15 protein-coding genes are annotated in these 18,280 nt (G+C 66.4%); 7 read left to right on the top strand and 8 right to left on the bottom strand.

Going from position 1 to position 18,280, the window contains the following annotated elements; translation table 11 throughout:
* Window positions 1-112: 112 nt before the first annotated feature.
* Window positions 113-1,306: a cytochrome P450 gene (locus NV1_RS35375; protein ID WP_067901820.1), complete on the top strand. Its 1,194-nt coding sequence runs from the start codon at window positions 113-115 to the stop codon at window positions 1,304-1,306.
* 72 nt (window positions 1,307-1,378) lie between these two features.
* Here NV1_RS35375 and NV1_RS35370 read toward each other — a convergent pair whose 3' ends face one another.
* A complete protein-coding gene (locus NV1_RS35370; RefSeq protein ID WP_067901817.1) occupies window positions 1,379-2,161 on the bottom strand; it encodes a spirocyclase AveC family protein in 783 nt (260 codons plus the stop codon).
* 236 nt (window positions 2,162-2,397) lie between these two features.
* On the opposite strand from NV1_RS35370, the gene NV1_RS35365 reads away from it, so the two are divergent.
* A complete protein-coding gene (locus tag NV1_RS35365) occupies window positions 2,398-3,051 on the top strand; it encodes a TetR/AcrR family transcriptional regulator (RefSeq protein WP_067901814.1) in 654 nt (217 codons plus the stop codon).
* A gap of 166 nt (window positions 3,052-3,217) precedes the next feature.
* Here the strand turns inward: NV1_RS35365 and NV1_RS35360 are convergent, their stop codons facing one another.
* Window positions 3,218-6,061, bottom strand: a complete 2,844-nt coding sequence (locus tag NV1_RS35360; RefSeq protein WP_157117580.1) for a helix-turn-helix transcriptional regulator — start codon at window positions 6,059-6,061, stop codon at window positions 3,218-3,220.
* A 590-nt stretch (window positions 6,062-6,651) separates the two neighbouring features.
* On the opposite strand from NV1_RS35360, the gene NV1_RS35355 reads away from it, so the two are divergent.
* On the top strand, window positions 6,652-7,965 hold the full coding sequence (locus tag NV1_RS35355; protein WP_157117579.1) for a prenyltransferase/squalene oxidase repeat-containing protein: 1,314 nt from the start codon (window positions 6,652-6,654) through the stop codon (window positions 7,963-7,965).
* Window positions 7,966-7,989: 24 nt separating this feature from the next.
* Window positions 7,990-8,826: a DMT family transporter gene (locus NV1_RS35350; RefSeq protein WP_157117578.1), complete on the top strand. Its 837-nt coding sequence runs from the start codon at window positions 7,990-7,992 to the stop codon at window positions 8,824-8,826.
* Here NV1_RS35350 and NV1_RS35345 read toward each other — a convergent pair.
* From NV1_RS35345 to NV1_RS35325, 5 genes are all read right to left on the bottom strand, one after another.
* Window positions 8,765-9,463, bottom strand: coding sequence for a phosphoribosylanthranilate isomerase (locus NV1_RS35345; RefSeq protein WP_067901844.1), 699 nt, complete (start codon window positions 9,461-9,463; stop codon window positions 8,765-8,767). The genes NV1_RS35350 and NV1_RS35345 overlap by 62 nt on opposite strands.
* A gap of 252 nt (window positions 9,464-9,715) precedes the next feature.
* Complete coding sequence (locus tag NV1_RS35340; protein WP_067901802.1) at window positions 9,716-10,222, bottom strand: flavin reductase family protein; 507 nt, start codon at window positions 10,220-10,222, stop codon at window positions 9,716-9,718.
* A gap of 69 nt (window positions 10,223-10,291) precedes the next feature.
* Window positions 10,292-10,957 carry an HAD family hydrolase gene (locus tag NV1_RS35335; RefSeq protein WP_067901799.1) on the bottom strand — a complete coding sequence of 222 codons (666 nt, stop codon included), beginning with the start codon at window positions 10,955-10,957 and terminating at the stop codon, window positions 10,292-10,294.
* A gap of 109 nt (window positions 10,958-11,066) precedes the next feature.
* Window positions 11,067-11,312 carry a microaggregate-binding protein 1 gene (mbp1, locus tag NV1_RS35330; RefSeq protein ID WP_067901796.1) on the bottom strand — a complete coding sequence of 82 codons (246 nt, stop codon included), beginning with the start codon at window positions 11,310-11,312 and terminating at the stop codon, window positions 11,067-11,069.
* A gap of 245 nt (window positions 11,313-11,557) precedes the next feature.
* A complete protein-coding gene (locus NV1_RS35325) occupies window positions 11,558-12,205 on the bottom strand; it encodes a response regulator (protein ID WP_067901793.1) in 648 nt (215 codons plus the stop codon).
* A gap of 213 nt (window positions 12,206-12,418) precedes the next feature.
* Between NV1_RS35325 and NV1_RS35320 the strand changes: the two genes are divergently transcribed.
* Together NV1_RS35320 and NV1_RS47055 are read left to right on the top strand one after the other, a co-directional pair.
* Window positions 12,419-14,137 carry a sensor histidine kinase gene (locus NV1_RS35320; RefSeq protein WP_067901790.1) on the top strand — a complete coding sequence of 573 codons (1,719 nt, stop codon included), beginning with the start codon at window positions 12,419-12,421 and terminating at the stop codon, window positions 14,135-14,137.
* A 556-nt stretch (window positions 14,138-14,693) separates the two neighbouring features.
* Entirely contained in the window at window positions 14,694-14,822 is a 129-nt protein-coding gene (locus NV1_RS47055; RefSeq protein ID WP_084526271.1) for a ribose-phosphate pyrophosphokinase-like domain-containing protein, read from the top strand.
* 83 nt (window positions 14,823-14,905) lie between these two features.
* On the opposite strand, the gene NV1_RS35310 is transcribed toward NV1_RS47055, so the two are convergent.
* Window positions 14,906-17,281: an ATP-binding protein gene (locus tag NV1_RS35310; RefSeq protein WP_169813484.1), complete on the bottom strand. Its 2,376-nt coding sequence runs from the start codon at window positions 17,279-17,281 to the stop codon at window positions 14,906-14,908.
* Window positions 17,282-17,702: 421 nt separating this feature from the next.
* Here NV1_RS35310 and NV1_RS35305 point away from each other — a divergent pair, with 421 nt between their 5' ends.
* The gene (locus NV1_RS35305) at window positions 17,703-18,080 is read left to right on the top strand and encodes a hypothetical protein (RefSeq protein ID WP_157117577.1); all 378 of its coding nucleotides are present in this window, start codon (window positions 17,703-17,705) and stop codon (window positions 18,078-18,080) included.
* The last annotated feature ends 200 nt before the right edge of the window (window positions 18,081-18,280 follow it).

The following is an 18,280-nucleotide window of genomic DNA, read 5'->3' as shown; positions in this document are numbered from 1 at the left end:
ATTAGGCCGAGCCCGATGTCCGCGTTCCGGGGGCGTGCGGCGATGACCGCCACCGTGAGATCGCATCCATCGCCCGGCTGGTCGATTCCACCGGCGCGGAAAGGCGGAGAACATGCCCGAAACCCTCGGAGCGGAACCGTATTACGATCCGTACGATTTCGCCATCGACGACGATCCATACCCGATATGGCAGCGGTTACGCGCGTCTGCGCCGCTGTATCGCAATGACAGGTACGGGTTCTATGCCTTGAGCAGATATGCGGATGTCGCCAAGGGGCTGCACGACTGGCGGACATTTCGTTCGGGCCGCGGCACCGTGCTGGACATCATTTCCAGCGGGGTGGAAATCCCGCCGGGGCTCATCCTGTTCGAGGATCCGCCCCTGCACGATATGCACCGGCGGATTCTGGCGCGTGTTTTCACCCCGCGGCGAGTCGCGGCCGTCGAGCCGATCGCCCGGCGGTTCGCCGTCGCGGCGTTGGAACCGCTGGTCGGGGCGGGCGGTTTCGATTTCATCGCCGACCTGGGCGCCGCGATGCCCATGCAGACCATCGGCGCGCTTCTCGGAATTCCCCAGCAGGATCAGTCGAGGATTCGCGACACCACAGACACCATCATTTCGCTGAAATCCGGCATGCCGGGGGAGGGAATGAAGGTCGAACCGCCGAATCTGGAACTCATCGCCGATTACGTCGACTGGCGTGCGCGCAATCCCAGCGACGACCTGATGACCGATTTGCTCAATGCCGAGGTGGAGGACGAGGACGGCGGCAGACGGCCGCTCGGCCGCACGGAAATACTGACCTACATCAGCATGATTTTCGGCGCGGGCAGCGAAACCACCACGCGGCTCATCGGGTTCATCGGGCAGTTGCTGTCCGAGCATCCCGATCAGCGGCGTGAGCTCGCGGCGGACCATTCACTGATCCCCGACGCCATCGAGGAGGTGCTGCGCTTCGAGCCGCCCTCGCCGGTGCAGGCCCGCTACGTCGCGACCACGACCGAGTACTACGGCCACACGGTCCCGGAGGGATCGGTGATGCTGCTGCTCAACGCCTCGGCCAATCGTGACGAACGCCAGTACGGCGACCCGGACCGGTTCGACATCCACAGGCAGACAAGCCATTTGAGTTTCGGGTTCGGTCCGCACTTCTGCCTCGGGGCCGCGTTGGCGCGCATGGAGGCGCGCGTCGCACTGGAGGAGCTTCTGCTCCGCTGGCCGGACTGGCAGGTCGACTACGCCGGTGCGGTCCGGGCGCGCACCTCCAGCGTTCGAGGGTGGGCGAAACTTCCGGTCGCGGTATAGCGTCGAGGGAGTCCCGCGTCGCGCGGGACTCCCTCGTATTCGATTGTGCGGCCGGGATTTACGAGCGCAATACTACTTCGGTTGATTCGGGACGCCCGGGAACAATTGGGCTGTGGGCCCGGCGGTCACCCGGCCCTGCATCTTCGTCACCAGGTGCGGTGCGAAGACCGCCCCGTAGAGTGCGGTACCCAGGACGACGACCCCGACGATCGACAGCACCGACGACCACACGCGATTCGCCGAGATCCGCTCGGCCAGCATGTCGATGACGGTGCGCCCCTCGGCATCGGTCCGGCCCAGGATGTAGGTGAAGACCATCATCTGCACGCCCATCGCGAGGGCGTCGTAGAGCGGGTACTGGTGTTTGCTCCCCTCCCACAGCGCCAATCCGTGGATCACGCGCCCGTAGTAGAAGACTCCGAGCCGCGCCCCCAGAATCGCGTTGAACAGGAACGCCCAGACGAAGCCGGCCACGAGGCCGACGACGAGCAGGGTTTGCGGTCGCCGCCAGCGGAACCTGGCGATCAGCCGGCGTCCGAGACCCACGCCGAGCACGGCGGGAAGGACGAAATAGGCGATGTAACCCGGTGGCACCGCGGAAGGCAGTCCGCCCCAGGTCATGTTCAGCGGCCACCAGGACGGCATGCGCGGGATCGCGGGCGCGAACTGCGCGTAGACCGCCCAGTCGTACGGGGCCTCGATCCAGGAGAACGAGATCGCCGAAATACACAGCAGCAGTAGCGGATGCAGCCGGCGACGGCGATACGAGAGGTACGCGCCGGCGGCGAGGAATGCCAGACCCCCGACGTACGCGAAGCCGATGGCGACCTTCAGCAGAGGTGTCGACTCGGTCATCGCTCACGCTCCTGCCCGCGGCGGCGGGCTTCCGGGTCGAATCGGTACACCACGCCGAAGATGACGACGACGAGCCCGAACAGCGTGCCCAGCATGATGCCTGCGCCCATGTCCGCACCCCCTTCGAAATGCGCTCCGCAGAGCTTTGGATAGCACGCACTATCCTAAGTGAGGATAGTGGGCGCTGTCCTATGATCGGGTGAACCGTCCAGCGCCGCGCCGAGGAGCGAACGACCGTGCCCCACAAGTCTTCCGGCCGCAGCGGCCCGACCGATCCGCCGCCACGTCGCCCCCGCGGCGAGCCGCGTCGACTGCTGCTCGACGCGGCCCGCACCCTGTTCGCCCGGCAGGACTACCGCGGCACCACCACTCGTGAGATCGCCGAGGCGGCAGGGGTGAGCGAGCACCTGCTGTTCCGCCATTTCGGTTCGAAGGCAGCCCTGTTCCGGGAGGCCGTGGTACTTCCTTTCACCGGCTTCGTCGACGAGTTCGGCCGCATATGGCGAGAAGTCGTCCCCGACGAAACCGACGAGCAGGACCTGGCCCGGCAGTTCGCCGGACAGCTCTACGACCTGTTCGTCGAGAACCGGGGACTGGTCGTCACGCTGCTGGCAGCAGAGGCGCTCGGCCCGGGGGAGATCGAGGACACCGGCATCGCCGACATCAGGCGGGCGCTCGATGCGCTCGGCCGGATCAGCGCCGAGGGTATGCGTCTGCGGGGAGTGCGGTCGGACCATCCGGCTCTGGCGGCGCACTCGACGGTCGCGATGATCGCCGGGATGGCCGCCCTGCGTTCGACCTACTTCGGCCCCGAGCAGCCGCCGCGAACGGCGATCGTCGAGGAACTCACCCAGGCCATCCTGCACGGTTTCCTGCACCGGCACGGCTGATCGAAACGGCTGGTTGCCGCCCCCGCCGATCGGCGGCCGTCTCGACTGTTCGCGGCAACGATCAGCTACCGCACGATCGTCACCGGCGAACCCGTCGACCACCAGTTCCCGACCACCTCGTCGACCGCGTGTTGCGCCGAATCCAGCGCGCGGACATCGACGCTGATCACACCTGGCGAGCGAGACTGACGGCTACCTGGACGCGGGATTGCAGGCTGAGTTTGTTCAGGATGCTGGACACGTGGGTTTGCACGGTCCGCCTGGAGAGAAACATCCGAGTGGCGATTTCGGAGTTGGATCCTCCCTGGGCAACCAGTTCGGCAACCTTCTGCTCTGTGGGGGTGAGTGCTTGCCAGCCGGTCTTGGGTCGTTTGCGGGGACCTCGCGATCCCCGGCGGACGCCATGTTCGCGCAGTCGCGACTCGGCTCGTGAAATATCCCATTGAGCGTCCATGCCCGCGTATGAACGCACCGCCGAGTCCAAAGCCGACCGAGCGTCCGCGGTTCGGCCGCGGCGCGCGAGAATTACGGCGAGTTCTTCGCGGGCCTGTCCTTCGTAGAGCGGGCGTCCGGCACCGTGGAAAGCCTGCGCCGATTGCTCGAGCAGTTCGGGCTGGTCGAGCGACAATCCGCGGCACAACAGCACTGTGCCGCGTCTGCTGAGAGTCGAATAGCGGGCATCGAGCGTCTCGGCCGCACTCGATATCTCGTCCAGAGCCTGCTGGTCGCCGGAGGCCACCGCCAGGCGTGCGACATCGGGATAGGCGTAATACACAGTCGATCCGGCCAGCCCCGACGCCAGCGTCCGGCATGCCTCGGAGAGTACGGTCAGCGCCTCGATCGGCCGGCCCCGAGATTCGAGCAGCAACGCGTCGACCCAGGAATCGAAGTGCAGATATGTCTGGCTGCCGACCCGGTCGTCCGGTCCCGCCCAGTCGAGACCGGCATCGAAAGTGCCTCGGTGCACCGCGATCAGCGCGGTCAGGCTGTTGGTCACCACACCGTGGCCGAAGATATCTGGCAAGCCCTGGCGTGCAAGAATTTCGGCCAGCGCATCGTCCCAGCGGCCGCTGAGGAAGGACAGCCGAGCGCGCGAGACCAGATGCAGTCCCCGGTTCTGCAAACCATCGACCACGGCGCGGCCGAGAATATCCTCGGCTTCGGCAGACCGGTCGAGCTCGATCAAGGAATGAGCTCGAAGCACGTAGGGATCGAGCTGATCCAGTCGATTCCCGGAGCCCTGACATGTTTCGTACGCGGCGGCGACCCGCTCACCGAGCGCGAGGGCCTGGTCCAGGTGGCCCTGGGTATATCGCAGTCCGCCAAGGGTTGTGCAGCCCATGCCGACGGTCAGCGCGTCGTCGATTTCCTCTCCGATCGATATGGCTCGCACCGCGGCTCGTTCGGCGGCATCGAATTTTTCGTCGAAGAAGTAGAACAGGCCCAGGAACGCGTTGTAGAGGCCCTCTTCCCACCGGGTCAGCCCCGGCTGGGCCAGTACGAGATTCGCTGTGGTGGCCGCATCGTCGAGTCGGCCCTGAGCGTAGTAGGCGCGCACGAGCAGCCACCGCAGCGCTTTATCGTTCGCCGAGTCCGGTGTGGTCGGGTTTCGGCTCGCGAGTATTGCCTTCGCCGTGGTTTCCGCCTCGGCCGCGCGGCCGCTCCACAACAGAGCCCGGACATGCTGAACCCGGAAGTTGTCCTGGGCCGTACGGTCCGATCCGGAACCGGCGGCCACCACCCCGGCGAGCAGATTTATGGCCGGCTCGGGGGCTCGAACAGTGAGCGTGTCCGCGGTTTCGGCCAGCCATCGCAGGCTGTGGTCGTCCAGCGGAGCGTCGCCGGCCAGCAGATAATTCGCGATGCGTTCAGCCGGGGCGCCCGCCGTGATCAGCACGTGGGCCGCGCGAAGCTGCAGAGACCGGCGGGTCGACGTGGGTACCTGATCGGCGAATACCTGACGTAGCAGATCATGCCGGAAGACCAGCTCGTCGCCGGATTTGACCAGCAGGCCCGCCTCGGTGGCGATGCTGATCGCCTCCCAGATCTCCATGACCGCCAAGTCCAGGACCGTCGAAAGTTCCATCGCCTCGACGCTGGTTCCCAGAGCCGCGGCCATCGTCAATACCTGCTGCGCCGTGCGAGGCAGGAAATCCAGCCTGCGCTCGACGGTTTCGGTGAGCGACTCGGGCAGCGGGAATCGCTCCGGCTGTCCCGCGGGAGATGTCACCAGCTCGGTGGTCCCTCGGCCGACGACGGTGAGTGCGTTCGCCTGCTGTAGACCCGCTACCAGCTCGACAACATAAAAGGGGTTACCGCCCGCGCCGGTGACGGCAGCGGTCAGTGCCGGGCCGGGCACGGCACCGAGCATGTCTTCGATCAGAGTCGCGACTTCGGGTGTGGTCAGTGGTTTCAGCTGTAGCTGCGCGGCGCCCCAGGCGTGGAACTGCTTCAGCAACGCCGCCAGGCCCTCGCCGCGCGGCAATGGCCGGATCGCCATGACGATCATCAACGGGAGTTCGGCGACGATCTCGCCGAGCCTCTCCAGTACCGCCAGACTGGCCGAATCGGCCCAATTGGCATCGTCCAGTATGAAGATCACCGGACTCGTGGTGCACCATTGATCCACCAGGGCCAGCAGCGCTTCGACGACGGCGAAGTGCCGGCTGAATGCGCCGTCACCGGGCAGATCGGTACCGCGTAGCAGCGAATGCAGCTGTGCCGCCGATGGATCGAGTGCGCCGTGGCCGAAACCCAGGCACCAGCCGAGCGCGGCATAGGGCACCTCCTGCTCGATTTCCGCGGCTGTGCCCCGGAGCAGCCGTGCCCCGAGCGAGGACGCCGATCGGCTCACCGCATTCAGCAACGAGGTCTTGCCGATTCCGGGCTCGCCGCTGATGACCACAATTCCGCCACGCCCCGCCGCGGCTTGCTCGGCAATAGCGGAGATCTGGGCGAATTCGGCCTGCCGTCCCACCAATCGGTTGCTTCCGGTTCGATCTCCTACCACACCTGCGATCCTGCCACGTCGCCCAATCGGAACTCTCTGCAATACGGAAACAGCCCAACCCGCCACGCCGCGCACCCGGAGCAACCCGAATCGAATCGGTGTCGGCCGCCCCGCGTCCACAGCCGTTCGGCGACGGCTGCCCGATACCTCGATCACCGCCCGTGAGATCGCGATCGAGCTGCGGGTCCGCAGACTGTTCGTGACAACTCCGAATGCGGCAGAACAACTTTCGACGAGCACGTGCGGCCGCCGGCGATCGCGGCCGGATCTGCCCGGATACGGGTTGCAATCCGAACGCGGACCAGCGCGATTCCGGTCACGTGGTGACGACCTCGTGATAAAATTTCTATCGCAGATACGTGACCCAGGGTGCGTAGCGTCGGCGAATCCGGTTCGCTGCCTGCGGATCTCGTGGCGCCACTGCGGCGGCCGCAGCCGAGGCCCCCCGATATGGAACCGAAACACGCTCGCTACCAATCGATTCAGGCAAATTCGTTACGGGCGGATTGTCGGACCACCCGAGTAACTTGGCGGTTATCAGCGCCCGATCGAAAGTCTCCGGGGCAACGCACTGAAGGGGGTGGAGGGCCGTGTCGAACATCGACGAGCGTGTCCGGATGGCTGTGGAATGGCTGCGCGGCAGCCAGATACCGCATCTCAGCGGAGGTGCGGGCTGGGGCTGGATACCCGATGTGCCACCCAATCCGCAGAACACCGCCGAGGTGGTCTGCGTGCTGCATCGCGCCGGTTGTGAAATCCCGCGTGCCGCAAAGGTCGCCATATTGGTACGGGCAACTGTCGTGCAACGGCCGAACGGCGACGAATGGTACTTCCGGACCCCGATCGACGTCGCGTGGCGCATCCGCGCGCTGCGCTGCCTGGCGGTCGAGGAGTCCGATCCCGATCTGGCCGCAGCCGTACGATCCCTACTGGACCAACAGGATTCGGAAACCGGCGGATGGCGTATATCGGGTTTTCTCGGGCCGGTATCGGTTACCGCGACCGCTGCCGCCGTCGAGGCGCTCATCGGGGACGGCGGCTTCGATAGTGAACGGCACCAAGCCATCTCGCGTGGCATCGACTATCTGGTCTCGGCGATGTATCAGGACCCGCGCTCCCTGCCGATCTACGCGGCCGCGCACATCGCCACCGTGCTCGCTCGCCCCGAGATCGTCCGGATCGGTGACAAGCGTGCCGAGCGAGCCTGCGCGATGGCGGTCAACCGGCTGCTGACCGGGCTGCGCCGGGGCGAGTGCGAGATCGAGACCGAGATCTTCCGCCGTGACGATCTGGTCGACACCTGGCGCCATCTCACCCTGCATCTGGCGGTCGGTGCGGTGATATCGGCCGACAGCCGCACAATTTTCGATCCCGCGGTGCGCGCGGCGATCGTCGCGCTGCTGGATCTGCAGGAGATGGATGCGCTGGCCATCTACCGGGGCGGCTTCCGCATCTCCGACGAGGGGCCGGTCACCTCCTACGCCACCACGCAGGCGCTGGAGGCCCTGCTGCAGGTGCGGCCGGCGATCAACGAGCGAGTGAACCCGGCGAAGGTGTACGACGAGATCTGCCGGGTCGACGGCGCCCATCGCACCGATCCGCAGGCGATCGCCTCGGTGCGCGGTCACCGCATGCTGATGAATTCCACTGCGGGAGAGGCGTTGCTGGTGCTCGGCACGGCGGCGGGTACCACGGTGTTCGCGCTGGCGGTGGGCTTCGACACCGTGTACGGCACGATCGCCAGCCGGGCGCTGGTGGTGTGGGGCACGGCGCTCATCGCCTTCGGCGCGTACTGCGGCCTGGCCACGCACTTTCCGCGATTACCGAAGCGGCGGGTGGCCAGCGCGGTGTTCGCCGCGTTCACCGCGCTCGTCCTGCCCGTGGTCACCTACCTGCTGGCCTAGCCTGTGGCCGCTCCGATCGCTCTGATGATCGCGGTGACCTGCCTGTGGGGTACCTCCAGTGCGCTGCTGGCGGCGCTGGGGGCCCCGACCACGGCGGGGCTGGTGGCTCTCGGCGGTGCGGTGCCACTGCTGGTGTCGGCGCGGTTGCGCGGCCAGCATCCGTGGGCGACGCTCACCGCCCACCCGGCGTTGTACATCAGATTGGGCGTGCTGGAGGCGGCGAATCTGGCGCTGTACGTCGCGGCGCTGCGAATCGGTCCGCTGCCGGTGGTGGTCGCCCTGCACCTGACGGCGCCGGTTCTGATCATCGCCGCGTCGCTGCTGCGCGGACGCCGGGCCCCGACGTTTCCGGTACTGCTCGAACTGCTCCTGGTCGCGGGGGCGATCTGGCTGGTCACCGGACGCCACGCGGGCAGTACGGCGATGGGGCCGGCCCTGGTCGGATGTGGACTGGCGGTCGGCAGTGCGGCGTGCGTGGCGATGCTGGTCGGTGTGATCGCGCGGCAGCCGGGGCCGAACCACACGATCACCGCCGCGGCACTGCAGTTGTTGCTGGGCGGGATCGCGAGCAGCCCACTGCTCGCGCTCGATGCACCGTCGCTCCCGGTCGCGGCCGAGCTGGCCGCGGTCGGCGCACTGCTGCTCGGACCCGGATTCGCCCTCTACTGGCAGGCGCTGCGATGGCTGGACGCGTCGACGGCCAGCGTCGTCGGGCTCAACGAGGCGGTGGTGGCCACTCTGGTGGGCGCGGCCTGCACCCGGACTCCGCCCACCTCCGCGACCGCCGCGGCGGGCGTGCTCATCTTGCTCGCGGTCGGGCTGGAGCAGCGGTCGACGCAGCGACGGCATGTGCGGCCCTGACGAAGTCACTGCAATTTTCAGGGTCCTTGTCGCCGTGCGAGTCGTCGACCCCGGAATTGACATCGACCCAGGCCGGTCCCACCGCATCGATGGCCGCGGTGAGGTTGTGCGGGTTCAGGCCCCCGGCCAGCATGACCGGGAATTCCGCTTCGGCGAGCAGGTCGACGATGCGTGCGCTGATCGACCAGTCGTGCGTGCGACCGGTTCCGCCGAGCCGGTCCGCGGACCGCGAATCCAGCACGATCCCATCGCAATTCGGCGCCGCTCGCACGGCCGCGCCGACCGCCTCGGGCCCGGTGACGTGGACCGCGCGGATCACCCGCCGCCCGCCCGCGTCCCGCCGGACCGCCCGCACGGTGTCCAGCGATATGAGCCCGTGCAACTGAATGCAGTCCACGTCGATCCGGTCCGCAAGGCGCAACACGTCTTTCGCATCGGTGAGATGGGTGACCAGCACGCGCTCCATCGACGCGGGCACCATCCGCGACAAGCGCCGGGCCCGTTCGACGTCGAGTTCGTCCTCGCTGAAGTGCGTGGTGCCCGAAATGAAGCCGGCCGCATCGGCATCGGCCGCGACGACGGCCCGGAGATCGGATTCACTCCGGATGCCGCAGATTTTCGCTCGGACGTTGATCATCGGCACACGATACTGCCCAGACTGTGCCTATCCGGCGGGCCACGTCGTAATTGGGTGCACCCTCAGTATGAACGCTCTCCGCGCGCTGGGAAGCCTCTTGCGGGAAACCCGCGCCGTTGTGAAATCACGCCCCTCGGACAACGCCCGCCGTGCGGCGTCGAGCTGCGGCGGTGGCGTGTCGGAGTGCCTCCGCAACGGCACTGCACCGACAACGCGGGCGATTGCCGCCACGTGCGATGGGCGGCCTCCGAGCTATGCCCGGTGGCCGGGTCGTAGATCGTCGACCATCCGGAAACGCAGAGCCTCGACGTTTGTCGCCGGAGGCGAGCCGGTGTCCGGGGCGAGCAGCATCCCCGTGTGGTCGCCGAAGTCGTGGCGTTCGATGATGGGTCCGCTGAACCAACTCGCCGCGGCGGACAGGATCGGCACGCCGCCGGGGCCCGGCTGCCAGTCGCAGTGGGCGAATTTGTCGATCTCCTCGCCGGTCTCGCTGCCGAAGAGTGCGGCCAGCGAGGTCTGCTCCGATGTGAGGAGGTGAACGGCGAGGCGCTGGGCGCGCATGGCGACACCGAAGGTGTGGTTGGTTTTCGACAGTCCGACCAGGAAACGCAGCGGTTGGATGCTGATCTGGGTGCTGAATCCGACGAGACAGCCGCTCAACTCGTCGTCCTCGCGGGTGGTCACCACGAAGACCGGATAGTCCGCCGCGGCGACCAGTGCTTCACAGCTGGTGCCCGCCTCTTCGTTGCTGTCCGGCATGAGTTTCCCCGATGGGTTGCTGGTTTCGGTGACGGGAGCCGCGGACTGAAACCGGTCGCGACGCAGGTATCAGGCGAGAGGGGTGTCGTCCAACGAGGTCGCGAGGTCGCCGGGGGTGTCGTAGATGGCTATCGCGCCGGCGTCGCGGAGCTCATCGTCCCCGAAGCCACCCGAGCGCACGGCGATCGCGGGCATCCCGGCACGTTTCGCCGCCTCGATATCCCACACCGAATCACCGACCATCACACTCGACGCGCTCTGCGGCGCGTGCAGCTTCGCCAACGCGACCTGTAGCAGGTCCGGGGCGGGCTTGGCTGCTTCGACATCGGCACTGCTGGTCCAGGCGTCGACGAGGTCGTGGGCCCCGAGCTTGTCCAGGAACACCTCCACGTGGCGGGACTGGGCGGAGCTTGCCAATACCAGCCGATGGCCGCGTTCCTTGATGGCCACCAGCAGATCGCGGGCACCGGGTAACGGCGCCATCTCCTCGAGCAGAGCGTCGGCTTGTCTGCCCTGCTCCGCCCGGGCGCGATCGCCCACCTCGCGCTCGAGAGTTTCACCTCCCACGGCGGTGACCAGTTGATCGCCGCCCATGCCGATCAACCGGTGCAGCCGCCATACCGGATAGATATGCCCCACCGAGCGCAGTGCTCGATACCAGGCGAGGGCATGCTGGTAATTGGAATCGATGAGCGTCCCATCGATATCGAGAACGGCGATGGCGGAATCGGTCACGCTCGACGGCTACCCGCCCTCGCCGTCCCCAATCGGTGTCACCTGCGGCCGTCGGTCCGGCCGCAGGTGACACCCCTGTGCGGTGTGTCCTCGGGACGCGTCGTAGCGGTCAGCCGTCCTGGTGCGTGCGCTGGCGCTGTTCGTGCAGATCGGCTGCGGCCCGCTCCTTTTCGGCACGCGCTTCGTTCTTGGCGGCTTCCTTCTGGGCATTGGCCTTGTCCTGCTGGGCGCTACCCTCATCTGCCAGGTCCCGGTCGCCGACCAAAGCCCCGGCGGCCTCCTTCAGCCGGCCTTTGACCCCCTCGACGGCAGCTTCGACGCCTTCTTCGATACCAGTACGTTCATGGTTGGACATGTGAACCCTCCACGAGTCGAGCAATTCGGTCGGACACGGCGATACCCGGCTCCGACACCATGAAACGGTGGAGCGCTTGCGCCGCGGCACTCCGACCGGAGAGGGAATCGGTGACGAGTACTGGGAGGGCGGGGGTGTGCGGTGCCCAGGACATCTGCTCGCCGTGAGCACGGCTGACGAGTCCGAGCGGTATCCGGATGTATCGGTGCGGCGAATCCCGGTGTGGGACCGGTGCGCGTGGCTGCTCAGTGCCGGTTGGTCTTCTCCGTGTGTAGCTTCGATGCGAAGACTGCGGCCTGGGTGCGGCGTTCCATACCGAGCTTGGCCAGTAGACGGGATACGTAGTTCTTGACGGTCTTCTCGGCCAGGAACATACGTTGGGCGATCTGGCGGTTGGTCAGGCCCTCGCCGAGCAGTTCGAGCAGTTGGCGTTCCTTCTCGGTGAGATCGGCCAAGGGGCCGTCGGGCTCGGTGCTGCGGCGCAGCCGTTCCATCAGCACGGCGGCGGCCCGGCTGTCCAGCAGTGAACGTCCCGCAGCGACCGTCTTCACAGCCTCAGCCAGCTCCATCCCTTTGATGTCCTTGACGGCATAGCCACTCGCGCCCGCGAGGATCGCGTCGAGCATGGCCTGCTGGTCGGTGAAGGAGGTCAGGATCAGGCAACGCAGGCCCTCGACCTTGGACAACAACTCGCGACACAGCTCGATGCCGTTGCCGTCGGGCAGCCGCACATCGAGCACCGCGACGTCGGGGCGCAATGCCGGAATCCGAGCCAGAGCATGAGTGACATCGCCGGCCTCACCTATGACGGTCAGTTCGGGATCGTCCTCGAGCAGTTCGATCAGACCGCGCCGGACTATTTCGTGGTCGTCGACGAGGAAGACCGTGGTCATGGTTATCCAATCTTGTTCAGCCAGTGCCGATACAAAGGTAATCGCTCGCAGCGATTACCGCTGCCGGCATTGCGGAATTGCCGCGGTCGAGCTGCTGGACTCGAGAATCCCGCTATCGCGCTCGACTTGGACATTGGATAAACTGCCCTGGTCCTCCATAGCCCGCCAGCGCAGCCCAAGGGCTGCGGGAGCTGTTGAACAGGGAGGCCGGGCATGGCGCAGTCATCGGATCCGAACAAGTACTCGGTCCGTGAAACACTCTCACAGCTGCGGTTGCGTGAACTGCTCGACGAGGTCCGCGACCGGATCGATCAGATCAGCAGCGCCCGGGACCGCATCGACGGTGTGATGGAGGCCATGCTCACCGTCACCTCCGGACTCGAACTGGACCAGACCCTGCGTACCATCGTGCACACCGCGACCAGCCTCGTCGGCGCCCACTACGGGGCGCTCGGCGTGCGCGGGCACGGTCATGAGCTGGTCGAGTTCGTCCACGAGGGCATCGACGAAGAGGTGCGTGCTCGCATCGGCGACCTTCCACAGGGCCACGGAGTGCTCGGCATCCTCATCGACGAACCGAAACCGATTCGCCTGGACCGGATTTCCACACACCCGGCGTCGGTGGGCTTCCCACCGAACCATCCGCCGATGCACACTTTCCTCGGCGTGCCGATCCGTATCCGCGACGAGGTGTTCGGCAACCTCTACCTCACCGAGAAGTTCGACGATCAGCCGTTCACCGACGATGACGAGGTGGTCGTGCAGGCGCTGGCGGGCGCGGCCGGTGTCGCGATCGACAACGCCCGCCTCTACGAATCCGCCCGCACCCGGCACGCGTGGATCTCCGCCACCCGCGACTTCACCACAGAATTCCTGGCCGGTACCGGATCGCGGGAGGTGCTGGGGCATCTGGTCGAACACGTCCGCGGACTGACCTCGTCGGAGCGGGCGTTCGTGGCGATCAACCCCGACCCCGATGTACCCGCGGAGAAGGTGACAAGTCTCGACCTCGCCGCCGTCGCACCGGCGATGTTGTCGGCTCCGAACCAATTGACGACCGTGAACAGCCATCTCGGAGAGGTGTTCCGTACCCGAACCCCGCAGCGGGCCACGATTGGACTGGGCGGGGAACTGCTCGGTGAGGGCCCGATGCTGATGCTCCCGCTACACACGCCGGAGGCGGCCCTCGGCGTGCTGGTCGCCACACGCGGGCCGGGCGAATCGCCGTACTCCGACGACAGCCTCGATCTGGCGATGGCTTTCGCCAGCCAGGCCGCGGTGGCCATGCAGCTGTCCGCAACCCGGGAGCAGGTGCAGCAGTTGAATGTGCTCGCCGATCGTGACCGCATCGCCCGCGACTTGCACGACCAGGTCATTCAGCGGCTGTTCGCCGTTGGCCTGAACCTGCAGGGCACGATCCCGCGTAGCAACAGACCCGAGGTTCGCCAGCGGATCGCCGAATCGGTCGACGAGTTGCAGCAGGTGGTGCAGGAGATCCGTACGACCATCTTCGACCTGCAGACCAGCGAACCCGTCCTCGGCCGCCTGCGTCAGCGGATAGACGAGGCGATCCGCCAGCACACCGCCGACACGTCGATCGATACCACGATACGCATCGCCGGTCCGCTCGCATTGCTGGACGCCGACCTCGCCGAGCACACCGAGGCGGTGGTCCGCGAGGCGGTCAGCAACGCTGTGCGGCATTCGGGCGCACGGGATCTCAGTGTCGAGGTCCACGTCACCCGCGAGGTCGTCAGCATCGTCGTGGAGGACAACGGTCAGGGCCTGCCGGAGGACCCGAAAACCAGCGGTATGGCCAATCTCGCCGCCCGCGCCGCCGAATGCGGCGGGCAACTCGAGATCACCCCGGCCACCAAGCCGGGCAGCACGGGCCCGGGTACCCGGCTGCGATGGATCGCACCGCTGCGCTGAACTTCCGGCCCCGACTCTGCTGCGAATCGGCTCGCCCCCCTCTGCCAGGGCGACCACTGTCGCCGTGGTCGGTCGCTCGCACCCACCGCGGATTGGATTCTCGGTTCATCCGGTCGCTCGGGCGCCCGAATTATCGCGATCCCGGCAGCATTGAAGAGTGCTCCCGCGCTGCGGCACTGGACGACACCGCGGAGGAGGCAGCAAAGTGCCCGATGCTGTTGCTGCGCAGGATGATTTCGGATCAGTCGCTTCGAGGATCGCGGTGTGCGGTGAGTGCGGCCCACGTCACCTCGGCCCCAGCGGAGTTCGAACGGGTACTGCGGCAGGGACTTTCGGTACTATGGTTGGCCACCGGGACTGCCGATGATCGAGTCATGGCACTGTATCTCGCGCTGGTGATCCCCCGTCCACGGACGATCGAACCACGCGGCTCGACAGTGCCCAGAACTGAAAGGCGCTGCGAGGCACCGGATGACCGCGCAGTTGCCGGCCGAGGCCTCGCGCTACTCGGTGCCGAACACCTGCGCCGGCCGGATGGTGCCGGTGTGAATCGCGCATTCGGCGAACTGGATCCGAACCAGTTGCTGAACATCTGCTCGAGTTGCCGCTGATTCTCGACGCGTGCCGATGCTCATCGGCTCGGCGGATCACCGCGGTGGTGCTGTCTTCCGGTTATGCCCGCTGAGGTCGCCGGGCCCGGGTCGGTCAGCCGATCGGCGCGCGGGCCCGCACTCGGCGGCAGACGCGGTTCGCCGCAGATATGAGCCGCTACGGGGCAATTCGGAGGTTCCATGTCCATGTCGTCACGCCGGCCGGTGACACCGTGGTGTTCAGGGTGGCGCCGCGGTCGGCGAGGACCGAGGGGATCAGGTCGGCTTCGGATCCGGGAGGAGTTGAAGCTGTCCGGTTGCCGGGAGCCGTCGTGGCCGCGATGGTGACGACAAGCTCATGATCCAGGTTCATGGTCAGCCCGATCTCGGTGGTGCCGTGCCGCGCGATAGCGGCCATGAGGTGACGGGCGGCGTCGTGCAGCCCCGCGGTGAGTTCCGCGTCGAGAGTCTCGAGCGGGCCGCTCAACGAAATGGTGGCCTGTGCTGCCAATACTTCGGCCGTCTCGCCGATCAACGCCGACATGCGGAGGGGGAAGTCGCGGGTACCGGCTGCGCCGTCGGGATCGAGTTCGTTGACGGTGACCCGGATCTGCTCGATGAGGGAGTCCAGTTCGCCGACCGCGTGGTCGAGACGTTCGGCCACAGCGGCGACGCGGGCCGCGGGCCGGACCGCGCTGAGCTGCATACTCAGCGCGAACAGGCGATGGGTGACGGTCCGGTGCAATTCGAGCGCGATGCGTTCACGCTCGTCGGCGATCCGCAGCGTCCGCAACCGGGCTTCTGCCAGCCGCAGGTTGACCAGGTTGTCGACGCGGGCATGCAGTTCGGTGAGCTCGAACGGTTTGGGCAGATAGTCGTTGGCGCCGGCACGCAGCAATGCCAGGCGCGAATCGTCGTCGGCGCGAGCGCTGAGAATGAGCACAGGTGTGTTGGTCAGTTTCGGATCCGCACGCACGTGGATGAGCAGTTCGTCACCGCTCATCTCGGGCATCATGATGTCGCAGACGAGCAGATCGGGCTGATTACGACGGGCCAGGTCCAGGCCGGAACGACCGTCGAAGGCGGACAGCACCTGGTAGCGACTCGATAATGCCTGCCGCACGAACCTGTTGAGATCGGGATTGTCCTCGATGACCACCACAACCGGTTTTGACCGTGTTCGCCCGACCGGTTCGGCTGTGGAAGTTGTTGTCATAACCGGGAATTCGTCGCGAACGTCATCGGCGGCCGCCCGCGCGCCGGCATCGTCGCCATCGGTTCCGGCGGGGACCGGTGTGCCTACCGGTGCGAAGACGGGCAGGTCGATAGTGATCAGTGCACCGCCTTCCGGGGCTTCTGCTATGTGAATACCGCCCCGGTGCAACGAGACCAGATCGCGGACGATGCTCAAACCGAGCCCGGTGCCCGGAACAGAGCGCGCTGGACCGCCGTCGAGCTGCCGGAAACGCTCCAGAACCGCCAACCGATGCTCGGCGGGGATTCCGGGGCCGCTGTCGGCAACCTCGATCACCAGCCGATCCGTTCCGGCCGCGCGGACCGTACAGCGCACGATTCCCCCGGTCCCGGCGAACTTGAATGCGTTCGACAGCAGATTCACCATGATCCGCTGCAGATGTTCGGGGTCCAGTTCGGCCATGACCGGATGGGTGTCGAGGATGAGTTCGGTGCCGCGGTCGACGGCCAGGGATTCGAAGAAGGCGGCGCTCGAGCGGACGCGCTCGGCGACGTCGACGCGGGCGTAGTCGGGCCGCACCGCACCCGCGTCCAGCCGTGATGCATCGAGCAGGTTGTTGACCTGCCGCAACAATATTCGTGCATTGCGCACGATCATCTCGAGCTCGGCCGCGGTAGGGTCCGGTGGCGTAACTGCATCCAGGAGCTTCTGTGCCGGACCGAGGATCAGCATCAGCGGTGTGCGCAGCTCATGGCTGATATTGGCGAAGAACTGGCTCTTGAGCTCGTCCAGCTCCTTGGTGCGGGTATATAGCTCCGATAGTTCGGCGTTGACCTCTTTGAGCCGCCGGCTGGCTTCGGCGACCTCGTGTGCGCGAGTGAAGACCGCGCGTTCCATACGCTCGGTGGTCGCGGGCAGCTGTTCGGTCTCCGGCTGCTGCACCGCCCGGTTCGCCTGTAACCGCACGAAATCGGTGACGTCCTCGACACGATGGATGATGTATGACAGACCACCGTCGCCGTCCAGGACCGGAGAGTTGGACGGACTCCAGAACCGCTGCTCGAAGGTACCGTCCGCGCCCCGAACATCGTAGTGCTGCACCGGCATCGCGTCGACGACCCGCTCCCGCAGCACACGTTCGAGCGACACCCGCAGATTCCGCACGCCTTCAGCGTCGGGGTTGGCCGGATTGTCGGGAAAGACGTCGAAGACGCCACGGCCGAGAATCCGGGCGCGATCGGTCATGGTCGCTTCCAGATACGAATCAGTAACTCCCACGATCCTCAACTCGGGATCGAGAACCAGGTACACCCCCGGTGCGGACTCGAAGACTCGGCGGAAATCGACCTCGTCATCCACCACTTCCTCCAAACCATTCCAATACCGGACATCCGCACAGTCGACTGAGCCGCGGACGGCGGGACCCGCAGCGTCGCCCTCTCCGAGTCACTCGAGCCACATTGGGCCGTAGGCGCGGACGGTCGGTAGTATCGAAACGCATCGAGGCCAGGGACTTTCGTCACCCGGCCGGCGGGCACGGGCGAGAGATTCGCGCTCTGTTGTGGTGACAAGCTCAGAAGACTGTCGAGCCGACCGGCACCCGGTGGCCTGTCCGCCCTGCACTACCTCCCCGACACACGCGAGCTCGCACCGTCAATGGTGGCGAGGATGCTTGCCATCCCGTCGTCGGAGCACAACGACCCGATCGGGTGGGGCCGGCCGTAGCGCGCAGGGCCTTTCGCCTCTGATACCCAGGTGGCCGAATCAGCAAGCTGTGTCTGTGACGCTTGCATTGATGATGGAAAAGCCGACGCAGACAGCAGAGCAGCAGGTGGTGAACCATGCGGCCGATCGTCTCTGCACCGAATTCGACAACCGGTTCCCGCGCCACCTCGTGCTGCGGATCGTCGGTCTCTGCATCGATGATCTGGCCGGAACTCCCCGGGGTGCCATTCCCGAACTGTGTGAGCGACTGGCCAGGCAGCGCCTGCTCGATATGGACAACCGGGATACATCCACCGAATTCACAGCCGTCCGATCTCGAGCGTCGAGTAGGGCTGAAATACGCGAAGCCTTCGGAGCGGTGCCGATGTCGCCCTGCGCGGTCGCGAATGTCCCTGCGGCAGCGCGGCTGTCATCCGGCGGTGTCGGGCGCTGACGCATCATGCGAGCCTCGACTTCAGCGAAGTCCTCGGACCGTGCCCGGGGTGCGGCAGCTGACAACGACCACTCTTCGGCATGTCAGTGTGTGCACGTGGCCGAGATGATCTCGTCGCGTTGACCTTTGGCCGTGCAGCGGCAGTTCGAGCCGCGCCTCGAGCTCGAACAGAAACCACTACCTCGCCGGTTACGGTGGCC

Source organism: Nocardia vaccinii NBRC 15922 (assembly GCF_001613305.1).
Classification (GTDB): domain Bacteria; phylum Actinomycetota; class Actinomycetes; order Mycobacteriales; family Mycobacteriaceae; genus Nocardia; species Nocardia vaccinii.
Note: the sequence above shows the minus strand (reverse complement) of the source record. Positions and strands in the feature narration are given on the sequence as shown.